At 62.6% G+C, this 13,639-nt stretch carries 12 protein-coding genes; 9 read left to right on the top strand and 3 right to left on the bottom strand.

All coding sequences use genetic code 11. The annotated features are described in order from the left end of the window. The first annotated feature begins 21 nt into the window (after positions 1 to 21). The 3 genes from AC0R79_RS13245 to AC0R79_RS13235 are packed head-to-tail and all read left to right on the top strand — an operon-like array spanning position 22 to position 3,016. On the top strand, positions 22 to 1,209 hold the full coding sequence (locus AC0R79_RS13245; protein ID WP_474734773.1) for an ABC transporter substrate-binding protein: 1,188 nt from the start codon (positions 22 to 24) through the stop codon (positions 1,207 to 1,209). Next, positions 1,206 to 2,267 (top strand): FecCD family ABC transporter permease, encoded by a 1,062-nt coding sequence (locus AC0R79_RS13240; RefSeq protein WP_474734771.1) that lies wholly within the window; start codon positions 1,206 to 1,208, stop codon positions 2,265 to 2,267. Before AC0R79_RS13245 ends, AC0R79_RS13240 begins: the two co-directional genes overlap by 4 nt. Continuing rightward, positions 2,261 to 3,016, top strand: a complete 756-nt coding sequence (locus AC0R79_RS13235) for an ABC transporter ATP-binding protein (RefSeq protein WP_192560595.1) — start codon at positions 2,261 to 2,263, stop codon at positions 3,014 to 3,016. Before AC0R79_RS13240 ends, AC0R79_RS13235 begins: the two co-directional genes overlap by 7 nt. A gap of 9 nt (positions 3,017 to 3,025) precedes the next feature. Here the strand turns inward: AC0R79_RS13235 and AC0R79_RS13230 are convergent, their stop codons facing one another. Next, positions 3,026 to 5,152, bottom strand: a complete 2,127-nt coding sequence (locus tag AC0R79_RS13230; RefSeq protein ID WP_474734769.1) for a TonB-dependent receptor family protein — start codon at positions 5,150 to 5,152, stop codon at positions 3,026 to 3,028. A gap of 143 nt (positions 5,153 to 5,295) precedes the next feature. On the opposite strand from AC0R79_RS13230, the gene AC0R79_RS13225 reads away from it, so the two are divergent. Next, positions 5,296 to 5,724: a hypothetical protein gene (locus tag AC0R79_RS13225; protein ID WP_474734767.1), complete on the top strand. Its 429-nt coding sequence runs from the start codon at positions 5,296 to 5,298 to the stop codon at positions 5,722 to 5,724. Between the two features lie 55 nt (positions 5,725 to 5,779). Here the strand turns inward: AC0R79_RS13225 and AC0R79_RS13220 are convergent, their stop codons facing one another. Beyond that, positions 5,780 to 6,052 (bottom strand): hypothetical protein, encoded by a 273-nt coding sequence (locus tag AC0R79_RS13220; RefSeq protein ID WP_127797810.1) that lies wholly within the window; start codon positions 6,050 to 6,052, stop codon positions 5,780 to 5,782. A gap of 67 nt (positions 6,053 to 6,119) precedes the next feature. Next, complete coding sequence (locus AC0R79_RS13215; protein ID WP_375746857.1) at positions 6,120 to 6,887, bottom strand: AraC family transcriptional regulator; 768 nt, start codon at positions 6,885 to 6,887, stop codon at positions 6,120 to 6,122. A 239-nt stretch (positions 6,888 to 7,126) separates the two neighbouring features. Here AC0R79_RS13215 and AC0R79_RS13210 point away from each other — a divergent pair, with 239 nt between their 5' ends. From AC0R79_RS13210 to AC0R79_RS13190, 5 genes are all read left to right on the top strand, one after another. After that, entirely contained in the window at positions 7,127 to 8,758 is a 1,632-nt protein-coding gene (locus AC0R79_RS13210) for an APC family permease (RefSeq protein ID WP_007958121.1), read from the top strand. A 22-nt stretch (positions 8,759 to 8,780) separates the two neighbouring features. After that, positions 8,781 to 9,707: a 4-hydroxyproline epimerase gene (locus tag AC0R79_RS13205; protein ID WP_474734765.1), complete on the top strand. Its 927-nt coding sequence runs from the start codon at positions 8,781 to 8,783 to the stop codon at positions 9,705 to 9,707. 54 nt (positions 9,708 to 9,761) lie between these two features. Beyond that, positions 9,762 to 10,709 (top strand): dihydrodipicolinate synthase family protein, encoded by a 948-nt coding sequence (locus AC0R79_RS13200; protein WP_474734763.1) that lies wholly within the window; start codon positions 9,762 to 9,764, stop codon positions 10,707 to 10,709. 80 nt (positions 10,710 to 10,789) lie between these two features. Next, positions 10,790 to 12,382, top strand: coding sequence for an aldehyde dehydrogenase (NADP(+)) (locus AC0R79_RS13195; protein ID WP_375746853.1), 1,593 nt, complete (start codon positions 10,790 to 10,792; stop codon positions 12,380 to 12,382). Next, positions 12,372 to 13,634 (top strand): NAD(P)/FAD-dependent oxidoreductase, encoded by a 1,263-nt coding sequence (locus AC0R79_RS13190; RefSeq protein ID WP_474734761.1) that lies wholly within the window; start codon positions 12,372 to 12,374, stop codon positions 13,632 to 13,634. The genes AC0R79_RS13195 and AC0R79_RS13190 overlap by 11 nt, the downstream gene beginning before the upstream one ends. Positions 13,635 to 13,639 lie beyond the last annotated feature (5 nt).

Genomic DNA, 13,639 nt, shown 5'->3' with positions numbered 1-13,639 from the left:
GCTTTTGCAAAGGCATACACCATGGTTAATGTTTTTCGCCGCCGCCAGACCTTCGCCGCCCTGCTGTTCGCCGGGTTGCTGGGTTTGTCGATTTCTTCATTGATGCCGAACCGCGCGCAAGCTGCCGAAGCGGATCCGGCCCTGGGCACCGTGACTGATTTGCAAGGCCGCACGGTCAAGGTGCACCTGCCGGTGCGCCGGGTGATTCTGGGTGAAGGTCGCCAGTTGTATCTGGTGGCCGCGCTGGATACGCAGAACCCCATCGAACGCATCGTCGGCTGGCGCAAGGACCTGATCCAGTCCGACCCGGACACCTATAACGCCTACCTGCGCAAATTCCCCGACATCGCCAAGATCCCGACCTTCGGCGGTTTCGAGAGCGGCACCTTCGACATTGAACAGGCGATCTCGCAGAAGCCTGACGTGATCATCCTCAACATCGAAGCGCAGCACGCGACCGAAGATGCCCGCTACATCGAGAAACTCGACGCCTTGGGGATCCCGGTGGTGTACGTCGACTTTCGCAACAACCCCATGCAGAACACCGAGCCGACCATGCGCCTGTTCGGCAAGTTGTTCGGCAAGGAAGAGCGTGCCGAGGCCTTCATCGACTTTCGTAACCAGCAGATCCATCGCGTCACCGACGTGATCGAGAAGCGCCACCCTGCCCGCCCCAGTGTGTTCATCGAACGTATCGGTGGATACACCGACGATTGCTGCCTGAGTTTCGGCAACGAGAACTTCGGTCTGTTCGTCGACATGGCCGGCGGCAACAACATCGCCCGACGAATCATTCCGAGCACCTTCGGACAGCTGAACCCCGAGCAAGTGATCGTCGCCAACCCCGACCATGTCGTGGTCACCAGCGCCGACTGGGAAGCCTTTGCACCGGGCGGCCATTGGGTCGGTGTCGGCCCGGGCGCGGACCTGACCGAAGCCCGACGCAAACTGGCCTGGTACACCCAGCGCCCGGCCTATGCCGCCATCAAGGCGCAGGACACTCAGGCGTTTCATGCGATCTGGCATCAGTTCTACAACAGCCCTTACCAGTTCGTGGCCATTCAGCAATTGGCCAAATGGTTTCACCCGGAACTGTTCGCCGATCTTGATCCCGACGCCGCATTTCGCGAGATGCACGAGCGCTTCCTGCCGGTGCCGTATGAGCCGGGCTATTTCGTCAGCCTGCAAAAAGCCGAGGCCAAACCATGAGTTCGCTGGGCGAAGCACCGATTGTGCAGAGCGTCACTTACCGGCGGCTGGTGCTGCGTAAACGGCTGATTCTGCTTGGGCTGGCCGTGCTGCTGATCTCCAGCGTGCTGCTCGATCTGGCGCTGGGCCCGGCTCGCTACAGCCTCAGCGAAGTGCTCGGTGCATTGTTCTCGCCGGACACCGCTCCGGCCCAGGTTCGGGTGGTGATGTGGGACATCCGTCTTCCGGTGGCGTTGATGGCGGTCGCTGTCGGCGCAGCGCTTTCACTGGCCGGGGCGCAGATGCAGACCATCCTCAACAACCCGCTCGCCAGCCCTTTCACCCTCGGTATTTCTGCGGCGGCCGGTTTCGGCGCAGCGCTGGGGCTGGCCTTCGGCGTGGCGCTGTTTCCGCTGGCGGCGCAATACATGGTGCCGCTCAACGCATTCATCATGGCGATGCTCTCGGCGCTGCTGATTCACTTCATGAGCATGCGCCGTGGCGTGACCGCCGAAACCATCGTGCTACTCGGCATTGCGCTGGTGTTTACCTTCAATGCGCTGCTGGCGCTGGTGCAGTTCTTCGCCACCGAACAAGCCGTGGCGGCCGTGGTGTTCTGGACCATGGGTAGCCTGACCAAAGCCACGTGGCCGAAACTCGGAGTCATCTGCGTGGTGATCCTCATCACCCTGCCGATCTTCGCCAAACGCGCGTGGGCGATGACGGCCCTGCGCCTGGGTGATGACAAGGCTGCCAGCTTCGGTATCAACGTGCGCAGCCTGCGTTTTCAGACGCTGATCATGGTCAGCCTGCTCGCGTCGTTTCCGGTGGCGTTCGTCGGCACGATCGGTTTTATCGGGCTGGTCGGGCCGCACATCGCGCGGATGCTGATCGGCGAGGATCAGCGGTTTTTTCTGCCGGCCTCGTTGCTGACCGGTGCGCTGATCCTGTCCGCCAGTTCGGTGGTCAGCAAGACGCTGATCCCGGGAGCGATATTCCCCATCGGCGTGGTCACGTCACTGATCGGAGTACCGTTCTTCATTTCTCTGATTCTCAACGGTAAGAAAAACTCATGGTGAAGATCCGGCTCGACAACCTCGGCGCCCGCTACGGGCAGCGCGAGATCATTTCCGGCGTGAGTACCGCGACGTTTACCGGTGGCCAGGTCGTGGCGGTTGTCGGCCCCAACGCGGCGGGCAAATCGACGTTGTTCAAACGCATGGCCGGGCTGATCGACGGCCCGGGCGAAGTGATTCTGGAAGGTTCGAAAAAAGGCACGCAGGGCATCAGTTACATGCCGCAAGGCCTGAACGCCAGCGCCCGGCTGACGGTGTACGAATCAGTGCTGCTGGCGCGCAAGCAACTGACGCCCAACTGGTCGGTTCACGATGATGAGTTGCAACTGGTGGACGAGATTCTCGATGCGCTCGGGATCACCGAACTGTCGTTCCGCAACCTCGGGGAATTGAGCGGCGGTCAGCAGCAATTGGTCTCAATCGCCCAGACGCTGGTGCGCGAACCGGAAATCCTGCTGATGGACGAACCCACCAGCGCACTCGACATGCACCGGCAGGTTCAGGTGTTGAACTTCATGAAAGCCTTGGCGCGCCGACGCGAGGTGATCGTGTTCATCGCCATCCACGACCTGAATCAGGCGCTGCGTTTTGCCGATCAGGTGCTGGTCATCGCGGGCGGCACGGCCCATGGCAGCGGACCCAGCCATGAAGTCATCACCGAGCCGATGCTGCGCACGGTGTACAAGGTCGAGGCGCGGATCGAGCAATGCAGTCGCGGGCAGCACCATATTCTGATCGATGACATTGTTTGAGGCTGGCCCTCAGAGCAGGCTCCACGACACCCCGACATACATCGCCATGCCCTCACCCGGCGTGGAGCGTGCGGCGTCCAGTCCTTTATCGTCATAGCCCGGCGTAACGGTAGCGGCGTAGTGCTTGTCGGTCAGATTGCGCATGTCCAGCCAGGTCTGCCAGTCGCCCTTGGGGGCGTTGTAACCCAGCGTGGCGCCGAAGGTGGCGTAAGGATCGGCGTAGTAGCTATTGGCGTAATCCACTGCCGTTTTCGAGACCAGTTGCGTGTTGACGGCCGCGAAGAAACCTTGCGGAAAGTCGTAGCGCAGTTCGCCCTGGTAGTAATGCATCGGCAAGCCCGGCAGGCGGTTGTCGCCGAAGCGGTCGTCATCGCGGTAGTGGAAGTCGCTGAAGGTGTAGGCCTGACGCAGGCTCAACTTGCCGCCATCGTTCGCTGACCACAGGTTGCTGTTCAGGCTGGCTTCGACACCTTGGTGTACGGTCGGGCTGGCGTTGAGTTCGTATGGCGTGGTGGCGTTGGCGTCCGGCAACACCGAAAGCAATTCGTGGCGCACCTGAGCGTAGTACCACGCCAGGCTCCATTCGCCGAGCGCGCTGTCGCCACGGCCGCCGAGTTCCAGGGTGGTCGCGGTCTGGTTCTGCAGCTTGACCGGATCACGCTGGGTGCCGGTGGCGGCGCCGCTGCCGGCCGGGAACCGTACGTTGGAGCTGTAGATCAGCGACCACGGATGCGGCGCTTCGACCGAGCGGCTGAGGTTACCGAACAGTTGCAGGTCCGGCGTCACCTGATAGCGCAGGCCCAGACGTGGCGCGTAATCCCAGTCACCGAGGCTGGTCTTGCCGCCACCTTCGGGATAGGTCACCGCGCTTTCGCGGCGGGTGTAGATCGCGGCGAGGCCGGTGGTCAGCCACAGGTCGTCGGCGATTTCCAGGTCGTTGCCCACGTGCAGGACCGAATCCGAGCCCTGATAAGTGAAGTTGCGCATGTGCGTGCCCGGCGCATAACCGGCGGTATTGCCGGTGGGAATCCGCACCCGTTCGCTGGCCCCGTCGTTGGGCAGGTGTTTGGTCACTCGCAGGCCCACGGTGCTGTTGCTCTCCATGCCCCAGAGCGTGTCGCGGCGCTTGTAGTCGAACGTGCCGCTGACATCGGTGTAAGCGACCTTCAGGCGGTTGGGGCCTTCGCGCAGGTCCATCGGATAATCGTGATAGACCAGACCGGCCTGAATGCTCGAATCGTCATCGATGTAGTACGTGGTCTTGTTGCCGATGAAGGTGCTGCCGGGCTGATCGCGGCTGTCGTTGCGCGTCACATAGGCCGGGTTGGCCGCGCGCGGATCGTGCTCGATGGAGTGCTTGGTCACCCGGCCGGCGAGGTCGTTGTCGGTCTCGCGGTGACGGATGTAGAAGCGGGTTTCCAAATTCGGATTGAAGCGATAACCGAAGTTGGCGATCACGCCCTGGCTCTTGCTGGCGGTGTGATCCTGATAACCGTCGGAATGCGCATCGGTCATCGACAGGTAGTAATCGAAATCGCCCAGCACCTGGCCGGAGCTGACTTGTCGCTGGGCATAACCGTGGCTGCCCATGACATAGCGCACTTTTAGCAGCGGCGCGTTGTAGCCGGTGTGGCTGACGTAATCGACGGCGCCGCCAAGGGCCAGCGCGCCGCGATCAAAACCGTTGGCACCGCGCAGCACCTCCACATGGTCGAGCCACAGCGGCTCCAGTAATTCGTAAGGCGTGCCGCCGGGGCCGGTCAGCGGCAGACCGTCGAGCATCGTGTACAGCCCCGACGCGTGGGCGCCGGGAGCACGGTTGATGCCCGAGCCACGGATCGAGATTTTCGTCCCTTCGTTGCCCGCTGACTGGGCATAGACACCCGGTTGATACGCCAGCACGTCCTGATTGCTGGCAACCCGGCCCTGCAATGGCTGGCGCATATCGACCACGTTGCTGCCACCCGGCACTTGGGCCAGACGAGCCTTCGCCTCTTCCACCGACACATCTTCACCGCTCTGATCCTCGGCCCCGATCAGCACTTGCCCCAGTTCCAGCCCCTGGGATTGCGCCTTGACCGGGCAGACAAGGGCCAGCCCCAGCAAGGCAGCGGGCAGGGTTTTGAGCGAAGGCATCGGGTGAACTCCAGACAGGCGGGAACGGACAGTGACAACTGCGACGTATGAAAGAACGAAGGAAACACATGGCGATTTTGTTTTTTGTCAGGTAAACAGGCGGCTGAAATTCCGGGCTGTGATTTGAACAAGGAGATGCAGGGATGGCCGAAGAAGTTCTGAAGTCGAAGATGGTCAACTTTCTGGTGACCGATGCTGAACTGAACTACGAAGATGTGGGCGAATTCTACGAGGTCGTGGGAAGCGGCAATGTCGGCGTACTGGCCGGGGTGCTCGAGGGATTCAGAAATCACTATGGCGGATTGTGGGTGGGCGGCAGAGTCACCGTCACCGAAAACGCCGTTCACTTGAATGCCAATGCCATGAACCGCATGGCTCAGGACGGGACACTGGATGTCGAGATACCGATGCCGGCGATCCGCAAGGTCACCGTCGAAGGCGGTTTCGTGACGAAGATCGTCCGTCTCGACACAGACGCCTACAGTGTCAAATTCCGTTGCTATGGTGCCAAGGACGTCGCCTCACTGATCGCCAGACAGGCCCTTTCGCAATCATTGAGACGCTCGCGGTAGTTTTGTCGCAAGACAACAGCGCCACCGGTCTTTGAGGTGGCGACTGAATCCCCCGTCAATTCTTGCACTTGGCCAACACCACCTGACAGGTGTTGGGCGTTCCGCCCGAACGTCCGGCATAGCGCACGCAGTTATTCATGGATTTTTTTTGCGCGATACCCAAGGTCGCTCCCCATGCAAGACCACCCTCCCCTGACGTCGGCACCGCTTTGGCATAGCAGCGATCACCGGTGGTCGCGTAGTGAGCCTTGCTCGAACAGGACGCCGTCAGCGTCAGCAGGATCGCGCACAGGCCATACGAGCATCGGCGTACCCAGAATTCGCTCATCTCGTTTCACCTGCAGCAAGTGGGGCTGACCTGTTCAGTCTAGCCGCAATGACTCGCAAACCGCTCATTACTCTGTCGCCTGCCGATACTGACGCGGGGTGAACCCGGTCGATGCCTTGAATTGGCGAGTGAAAGCGCTGTGATCGGTGTACCCGCATTGCAACGCCACCTCGGTGATCGGCAGCTCGGTGTGCAACAGGCGATGGGCATGTTCCAGCCGCACTTTCTGGATCATCTGCCTCGGCGTCAGGTGGAACACCCGTTTGCAATAACGTTCCAGCTGCGCCACCGAAATACCAGCGATCCGTGTCAGCTCGCCCAATGTTACCCGACGATTGAAATGCGCCCGGATGTGTTCGTCGACCGCTGCCAGGCGCTGAAACGCCGGGTGGGTTTCGCTGGCCGATTGCAGGTCCACCGAAATCCCCGCGAGGCCGATGATCTCGCCGTCACGGTTGTACAGCGGACGCTTGTGCGTCAGGCACCAGCCCGGTTCGCGACTGCCGTACAGATGCAGTTCCAGCTGATCCTCCAGCACAAAACCTTCTTCCAGCACCCGCCGGTCCTGCTCGGTATAACCGGGCCCCAGTTGCGCCGGAAACACCTGCGCACTGGTTTTCCCGAGCAACGGTTTCAGGTCTTTCAGGCCACAGCGCTGCACCAGCGTGCGGTTGGCCAGGACGTACCGCGCCTGCACGTCCTTGATGAAGATCGCCGCGTTCGGAATAGCGTCCAGCATCGGCAACAGCGGTGCCACGCCGCCCAGCAGTGCATCGAGAGTATGCGGCCGATGGCGCTCATCGCCCTGACAGAGGATCGCAAAGGCGTTCTGCATGTGAAGGTCTTCTCCGGTGACTGGATCGGCCTGAAAACGAGTCCGCCCTGAGGCGTTCGCGTGCAGATTGCAGCAACGTTTGCGACGTGTCGAGCGCCGCTGTCTTTCTTCGCAACTGTGCCGATTTCGTCATCCGCAGCTGCGCAAAACATCAATCGCCCGACGCCTGATGAGTTCACTGTTTAGCCGTTCCAGTGACTCACACCTGCCTATCCAATAACTCACAAGAAGGCGATGCCATGTCAGGCCAAGGCAAGTTCAAAAAACAACTTTCATTGATCGACCTCACCTTTATCGGGCTGGGGGCGATCTTCGGTTCCGGCTGGTTGTTCGCGGCCAGTCACGTCTCGGCAATTGCCGGGCCGGCGGGGATTTTTTCCTGGTTGCTGGGCGGGTTCGCCGTGTTGCTGCTGGGCATCGTCTACTGCGAACTGGGCGCGGCATTGCCCCGCGCCGGCGGTGTGGTGCGCTACCCGGTTTACAGCCACGGGCCGCTGCTCGGTTACCTGATGGGATTCATTACGCTGATCGCCTTTTCCAGTCTGGTGGCGATCGAGGTAGTTGCTTCGCGCCAATACGCGGCGGCCTGGTTTCCGAGCCTGACCAAGGCCGGCAGCGGTGATCCGACCCTGCTCGGCTGGCTGGTGCAGTTCGGCCTGCTGTGCGTGTTCTTCCTGCTCAACTACCGCAGCGTGAAGACCTTCGCCAAGGCCAACAACCTGGTCAGCGTGTTCAAGTTCATCGTGCCGCTGCTGGTGATCGGCGTGCTGTTCACCTTTTTCAAACCGGAAAACTTCCAGGTTCAAGGCTTCGCCCCTTTCGGACTCTCGGGCATAGAGATGGCTGTCTCCGCCGGCGGCGTGATCTTCGCCTACCTCGGCCTGACCCCGATCATCTCGGTGGCCAGCGAAGTGAAAAATCCCCAGCGCACCATCCCGATTGCGCTGATCCTGTCAGTGCTGCTCTCCACCGCGATCTACGTGTTGCTGCAAACCGCATTCCTCGGCGGCATCCCGACCGAATTGCTCGCCAATGGCTGGGCCGGGGTTTCCAAGGAGTTCGCCCTGCCGTATCGCGACATCGCCCTGGCACTGGGCGTGGGCTGGCTGGCGTATCTGGTGGTGGCGGACGCGGTGATCTCCCCCAGTGGCTGCGGCAACATCTACATGAACGCCACGCCTCGGGTGATCTACGGCTGGGCGCAGACCGGCACGTTTTTCAAGGTCTTCACCCACATCGACGCGAAATCCGGCATCCCGCGTCCGGCGCTGTGGCTGACCTTCGCCCTGTCGGTGTTCTGGACCCTGCCGTTCCCATCGTGGGAAGCGCTGATCAACGTGGTGTCCGCCGCGCTGGTGCTGAGCTATGCCGTCGCCCCGGTGACCGTCGCCGCGCTGCGTCGCAATGCACCCGACATGCCACGCCCGTTCCGGGTCAAGTGCATGGGCGTGCTGGGGCCGGTGTCGTTCATCATCGCTGCGCTGATCGTTTACTGGTCGGGCTGGAACACCGTGTCCTGGCTGCTCGGCCTGCAAATCCTGATGTTCGTCGTCTACCTGCTTTGCGGCCGTTTCGTACCGACCGCCCACCTCAGCCTGTCCCGGCAGGTGCGCTCGTCCGCGTGGCTGATCGCCTTCTACGCGGTGACCATCGTCCTGTCGAAACTCGGCACCTTCGGCGGCCTGGGCATCCTCACCCATCCGTTCGACACCCTGGTCGTCGCCGCCTGTGCGATGGGCATTTATTACTGGGGCGCGGCCACCGGCGTGCCGGCGCATCTGCTGCGCCTGGAATCGGAAGAGGATGAAAGCGAAGTCGCTTCGCCGTCACCCGCCTCCGCCGCCAACCCGCGCACTGCCGGCGCTTACTGAAATCACTCAACGGGACCTGTCCATGAAACGAGTACACGTCATTGATTCCCACACCGGCGGCGAACCCACGCGTCTGGTGATGAAAGGTTTTCCCGACTTGCCCGGTCGCACCATGGCCGAGAAGCGCGATGCCTTGCGCAATCAGCACGATCAGTGGCGCCGCGCCTGCCTGCTGGAACCGCGCGGCAACGATGTGCTGGTGGGCGCGCTGTATTGCGAGCCGGTGTCGCCGGACGCCACCTGCGGCGTGATTTTCTTCAACAACGCCGGCTACCTCGGCATGTGCGGCCACGGCACCATCGGCCTCGTTGCATCGCTGCAACATCTGGGGCTGATCGCACCGGGCGTGCACAAGATCGACACGCCGGTCGGCCCGGTCAGCGCAACGTTGCATGAAGACGGCGCCGTGACTCTGGGCAATGTGCCCGCCTATCGCTCACGCAAACAGGTGGCGGTGGAAGTGCCGGGATACGGCCGCTTCCTCGGTGACGTGGCCTATGGCGGCAACTGGTTTTTCCTGGTCTCCAAACACGGCCAGACGCTGACGATGGACAACGTCGACAACCTGACCGACCTCACCTGGAAAATGCTCAAGGCCCTCGAAGACCAAGGCATCCATGGCGAGAACGGCGCGGTCATCGACCACATCGAACTGTTCGCCGATGACGCCGAGGCCGACAGCCGCAACTTCGTCATGTGCCCCGGCAAAGCCTACGACCGCTCCCCTTGCGGCACCGGCACCAGCGCCAAACTGGCGTGCCTGGCCGCCGACGAAAAACTCGCGCCGGGCGAGCGCTGGGTGCAGGCGAGCATCACCGGCAGCCAGTTCGAAGGCCGCTTCGAATGGGAAGGCGATCGCGTCCGCCCCTACATCACCGGCCGCGCCCACATGACCGCCGACAGCACGTTGCTGATCGACGAAACCGATCCGTTCGCGTGGGGCATCTGAGCCGCTGCGCTGCACTTCAAACCCCTCTGAATGACCGTTCCAAGGAGAACAATAATGAGCGACAACATCTTCACCGGCTGCATGCCCGCCCTGATGACCCCGTGCACCGCCGCGCGCAAACCGGACTTCGATGCGCTGGTGGCCAAGGGTCGCGAGCTGATCGACATCGGCATGAGTGCGGTCGTGTACTGCGGCTCCATGGGTGACTGGCCGCTGCTCACCGAAGCGGAGCGTCAGGAAGGCGTGGCGCGGCTGGTGGCCGCCGGGGTTCCGACCATCGTCGGCACCGGCGCGGTCAACACCCGTGAAGCGGTGTCCCATGCGACCCATGCGGCGAAAGTCGGCGCGCAGGGTTTGATGGTGATTCCTCGGGTGTTGTCCCGTGGCGCTTCGGCGGCGGCGCAGAAAGCCCACTTCGCGGCGATTCTGCAAGCCGCGCCGAACCTGCCGGCGGTGATCTACAACAGCCCTTACTACGGCTTCGCCACCCGCGCCGACCTGTTCTTCGAACTGCGCCGTGAATACCCGAACCTGATCGGCTTCAAGGAATTCGGCGGTGGCGCCGACCTGCGCTACGCCGCTGAAAACATCACCTCCAAGGATGATGCCGTGACCTTGATGGTCGGTGTCGACACCCAGGTCGTGCACGGTTTCGTCAACTGCAACGCCACCGGCGCCATCACCGGCATCGGCAACGCCCTGCCCCGCGAAGTGCTGCAACTGGTAGCCCTGAGCAAGCAGGCGGCCAAGGGTGACGCCAAGGCCCGACGTCAGGCGCGCGAGCTGGAATCGGCGCTGGCAGTGTTGTCGTCCTTCGACGAAGGCACGGATCTGGTGCTGTATTACAAACACCTGATGGTGCTCAACGGCGACAAGGAATACACCCTGCATTTCAACGAAACCGATGCCCTCAGCGACTCGCAGCGTCGTTACGCGGAAGCCCAGTACGCGCTGTTCCGCCACTGGTACGAAAACTGGTCGGCGGAACAGAACTTCGCCTGACCTGCCGCTGCGCTCAAGCCCGCCGCCACCCACGGCGGCGGGCCTTATTCGTGACCTGCTTTATTGATAAGGAATGCGCCATGACTCTGACGGGCCAACTGCTGATCGGTCAGCAAACCCTCACCGGCGACCGCGACGTCATCCACGGAATCAACCCCGCCACCAACTCGCCTTTGGAACCGGGCTACGCCGGCGGCTCTGCCGAGCATGTCGAGCAGGCCTGCGCACTGGCCTGGGCCGCGCTCGACCGTTATCGCGAGACATCGCTCGAGGCACGGGCCAAGTTCATTGAAACCATCGCTGGCGAAATCGAAGCGCTCGGCGACGAACTGATCGACCGCGCCATGGCCGAAACCGGCCTGCCGCGTCCGCGTCTGCTGGGTGAACGGGGCCGCACCTGCCAGCAACTGCGGCTGTTTGCCCTCACCGTGCGGGCCGGTGAATGGCTGGATGTGCGAGTCGACACCGCGCAACCGCAACGCCAGCCAATGCCGCGTTCGGATCTGCGTCAGCGGCAGATTCCACTGGGCCCGGTGGCGGTGTTTGGCGCGAGCAACTTTCCACTGGCGTTCTCGGTGGCGGGCGGCGATACCGCTTCAGCGCTGGCCGCCGGTTGCCCGGTGATCGTCAAGGCCCACGGCGCCCATCCCGGCACCAGTGAACTGGTTGGTCGCGCCGTAGCGCGGGCGGTCAAGGCCTGTGGTTTGCCGGAAGGTGTGTTCTCGTTGTTGTACGGATCCGGCCGTGAAGTGGGGATTGCGCTGGTCAGCGATCCACGGATCAAGGCAGTCGGCTTCACCGGTTCGCGCAGTGGCGGCCTCGCGCTGATCAAAGCGGCCCAAGCCCGGCCCGAGCCGATTCCGGTGTATGCGGAAATGAGTTCGATCAATCCGGTGTTGCTGTTTGCGGCAGCGCTGCAAAATCGCGCCGAAGCGTTGGCCCAAGGCTTCGTTGCTTCGCTGACACTAGGCGCCGGTCAGTTTTGTACCAATCCCGGTCTGGTCATCGCCCGCAAGGGACCGGCGCTGGACGCCTTCATTGGCGCCACCACCGAACTGATCCAGCGCAGCCCCGCGCAGACCATGCTGACGCCGGGGATCTTCAACGCCTACGAATCCAGCGTGAATGCCCTCGCGGAAAATACCCGGGCGCGTATTGCCGCCGCCGGCCAGCGAGCAACGGATCCGAATCAGGGCCAGGCCCATGTGTTCGTCACCGACGCCGCCGATTTCCTTGCTGATCATTCGTTGCAGGCCGAAGCCTTCGGCGCCGCGTCCGTGATCGTGCAATGCGCCAGCGACGCTGAAATCCGTCAGGTGCTCGAACAGCTGGAAGGCCAACTGACCGCCACACTGCACCTGGATGACGAAGATCTGCAACAGGCCCGCGCATTGCTGCCGACCCTGGAGCGCAAGGCCGGGCGCCTGCTGGTCAACGGTTGGCCGACCGGCGTTGAAGTCTGCGATGCGATGGTGCATGGCGGACCGTTCCCGGCGACTTCCGATTCGCGCACCACGTCGGTGGGCACCGCAGCGATCCTGCGTTTCCTGCGCCCGGTCTGCTATCAGGATTTCCCCGACAGCCTGCTGCCGACCGAGCTCAAACACGCCAACCCACTGTCGCTGCGTCGCTTGCTCGATGGCCAAAGGGAAACCGCGAAAAATGCCGAATAACCCGCACGACATCGCCGTGGTCGGCGCCGGCATCATCGGCGTCGCCAGTGCCCTGCGCCTGGCACGTCAGGGCTTGCGGGTGGTGGTGATCGACCCTCAGGAACCGGGCCACGGCGCCTCGTTCGGCAACGCCGGGCACCTGGCGACCGAGCAAGTGTTTCCGATTGCCGACAGCTCGATCCTCAAACGCCTGCCGGCCATGCTCATGGACCCGATGGGTCCGCTGCGCCTGGACTGGAAATACCTGCCTCGCGCCCTGCCCTGGTTTACGCGGCTGTTGCTGAACCTGCGCTCGGGGCCGTTCCAGCGCACCGTCGCCGGGTTGCGGGCCCTCAATGAAAGCTCGCTCGACGCCTGGCACCGCTTGCTCAATGACATTCAGCGCCTCGACCTGCTGAAGATGGAAGGTTCGCTGCTGGTGTTCGAACGGCCCGACTCGCGTCCGGCCCTCGAAGCATTGCAGCGACGCATGCAACAGCAACAGGTGCCGGTCGATTGGTGGCAGGCCGGTGCGGTACGCGAGACCGCGCCGCAACTCAGCGAACAGATTCAGGGCGGACTGTTTTTCCCGAACACCGGGCATTTCATCGACCCCTACCGCGTCGTTTGTGAGTTGGTGAAAGCGGCGAAAGCCAGCGGCGTGCAGTTTGTGAAGCAGGCGGTTCAGGACGGGCAACTGCACGAACATGGCGTCAGCCTGATGACCGGAACCGGCACGCTGTCCGCTCGCCAGGTGTTGATCGCCTGCGGCGCGCACTCGGCAAAACTCACCGCCGCACTGACCGGCAAAAAGGTCCCGCTGGACACCGAGCGCGGCTATCACCTGATGCTGCCTCACGAACACAACCGACTGCCCTTCCCCGTCACCTCGCTGGAACGCAAATTCATCATGACCCCGATGTCCGAAGGCCTGCGCCTGGCCGGCACCGTCGAATTCGCCGGCCTCGACGCCCCGCCGACCATGGCCCGAGCCTGGCAGTTGCATCGGTTGAGCAAGGGGTTGTTTCGTGAAGATCTGAACACCGAGGCAGCCACACCGTGGATGGGGTTTCGGCCGTCGCTGCCGGATTCGTTGCCGGTGATTGATCGGGTGTGTGACGGGAAAGTGCTGCTTGCGTTTGGGCATCAGCACCTGGGGCTGACGCAGGCGGCGGTGACGGCGGAGATGGTTAGGGGGATGGTTTTGCCATCGGCGCAGGACGCGGCTCGTACTCTACCGTCGAGTGAGCCCTATCGGCTGGATCGCTTTTGAGTGGC

This window comes from Pseudomonas sp. HD57-3 (genome assembly GCF_056113135.1).
The sequence above is the reverse complement of the archived record's forward strand: the minus strand, read 5'-3'. Positions and strand labels throughout refer to the sequence as shown.

What these genes read in the sequence shown, in the direction of transcription:
- AC0R79_RS13225 (WP_474734767.1), top strand. Translation starts at nt 5,296, where the DNA reads ATGGCCGAAGAAGTTCTGAAGTCGAAGATGGTCAACTTTCTGGTGACC.
- AC0R79_RS13215 (WP_375746857.1), bottom strand. Translation starts at nt 6,887, where the DNA reads ATGCAGAACGCCTTTGCGATCCTCTGTCAGGGCGATGAGCGCCATCGG.
- AC0R79_RS13235 (WP_192560595.1), top strand. Translation starts at nt 2,261, where the DNA reads ATGGTGAAGATCCGGCTCGACAACCTCGGCGCCCGCTACGGGCAGCGC.
- AC0R79_RS13245 (WP_474734773.1), top strand. Translation starts at nt 22, where the DNA reads ATGGTTAATGTTTTTCGCCGCCGCCAGACCTTCGCCGCCCTGCTGTTC.
- AC0R79_RS13220 (WP_127797810.1), bottom strand. Translation starts at nt 6,052, where the DNA reads ATGAGCGAATTCTGGGTACGCCGATGCTCGTATGGCCTGTGCGCGATC.
- AC0R79_RS13240 (WP_474734771.1), top strand. Translation starts at nt 1,206, where the DNA reads ATGAGTTCGCTGGGCGAAGCACCGATTGTGCAGAGCGTCACTTACCGG.
- AC0R79_RS13200 (WP_474734763.1), top strand. Translation starts at nt 9,762, where the DNA reads ATGAGCGACAACATCTTCACCGGCTGCATGCCCGCCCTGATGACCCCG.
- AC0R79_RS13195 (WP_375746853.1), top strand. Translation starts at nt 10,790, where the DNA reads ATGACTCTGACGGGCCAACTGCTGATCGGTCAGCAAACCCTCACCGGC.
- AC0R79_RS13230 (WP_474734769.1), bottom strand. Translation starts at nt 5,152, where the DNA reads ATGCCTTCGCTCAAAACCCTGCCCGCTGCCTTGCTGGGGCTGGCCCTT.
- AC0R79_RS13190 (WP_474734761.1), top strand. Translation starts at nt 12,372, where the DNA reads ATGCCGAATAACCCGCACGACATCGCCGTGGTCGGCGCCGGCATCATC.
- AC0R79_RS13205 (WP_474734765.1), top strand. Translation starts at nt 8,781, where the DNA reads ATGAAACGAGTACACGTCATTGATTCCCACACCGGCGGCGAACCCACG.
- AC0R79_RS13210 (WP_007958121.1), top strand. Translation starts at nt 7,127, where the DNA reads ATGTCAGGCCAAGGCAAGTTCAAAAAACAACTTTCATTGATCGACCTC.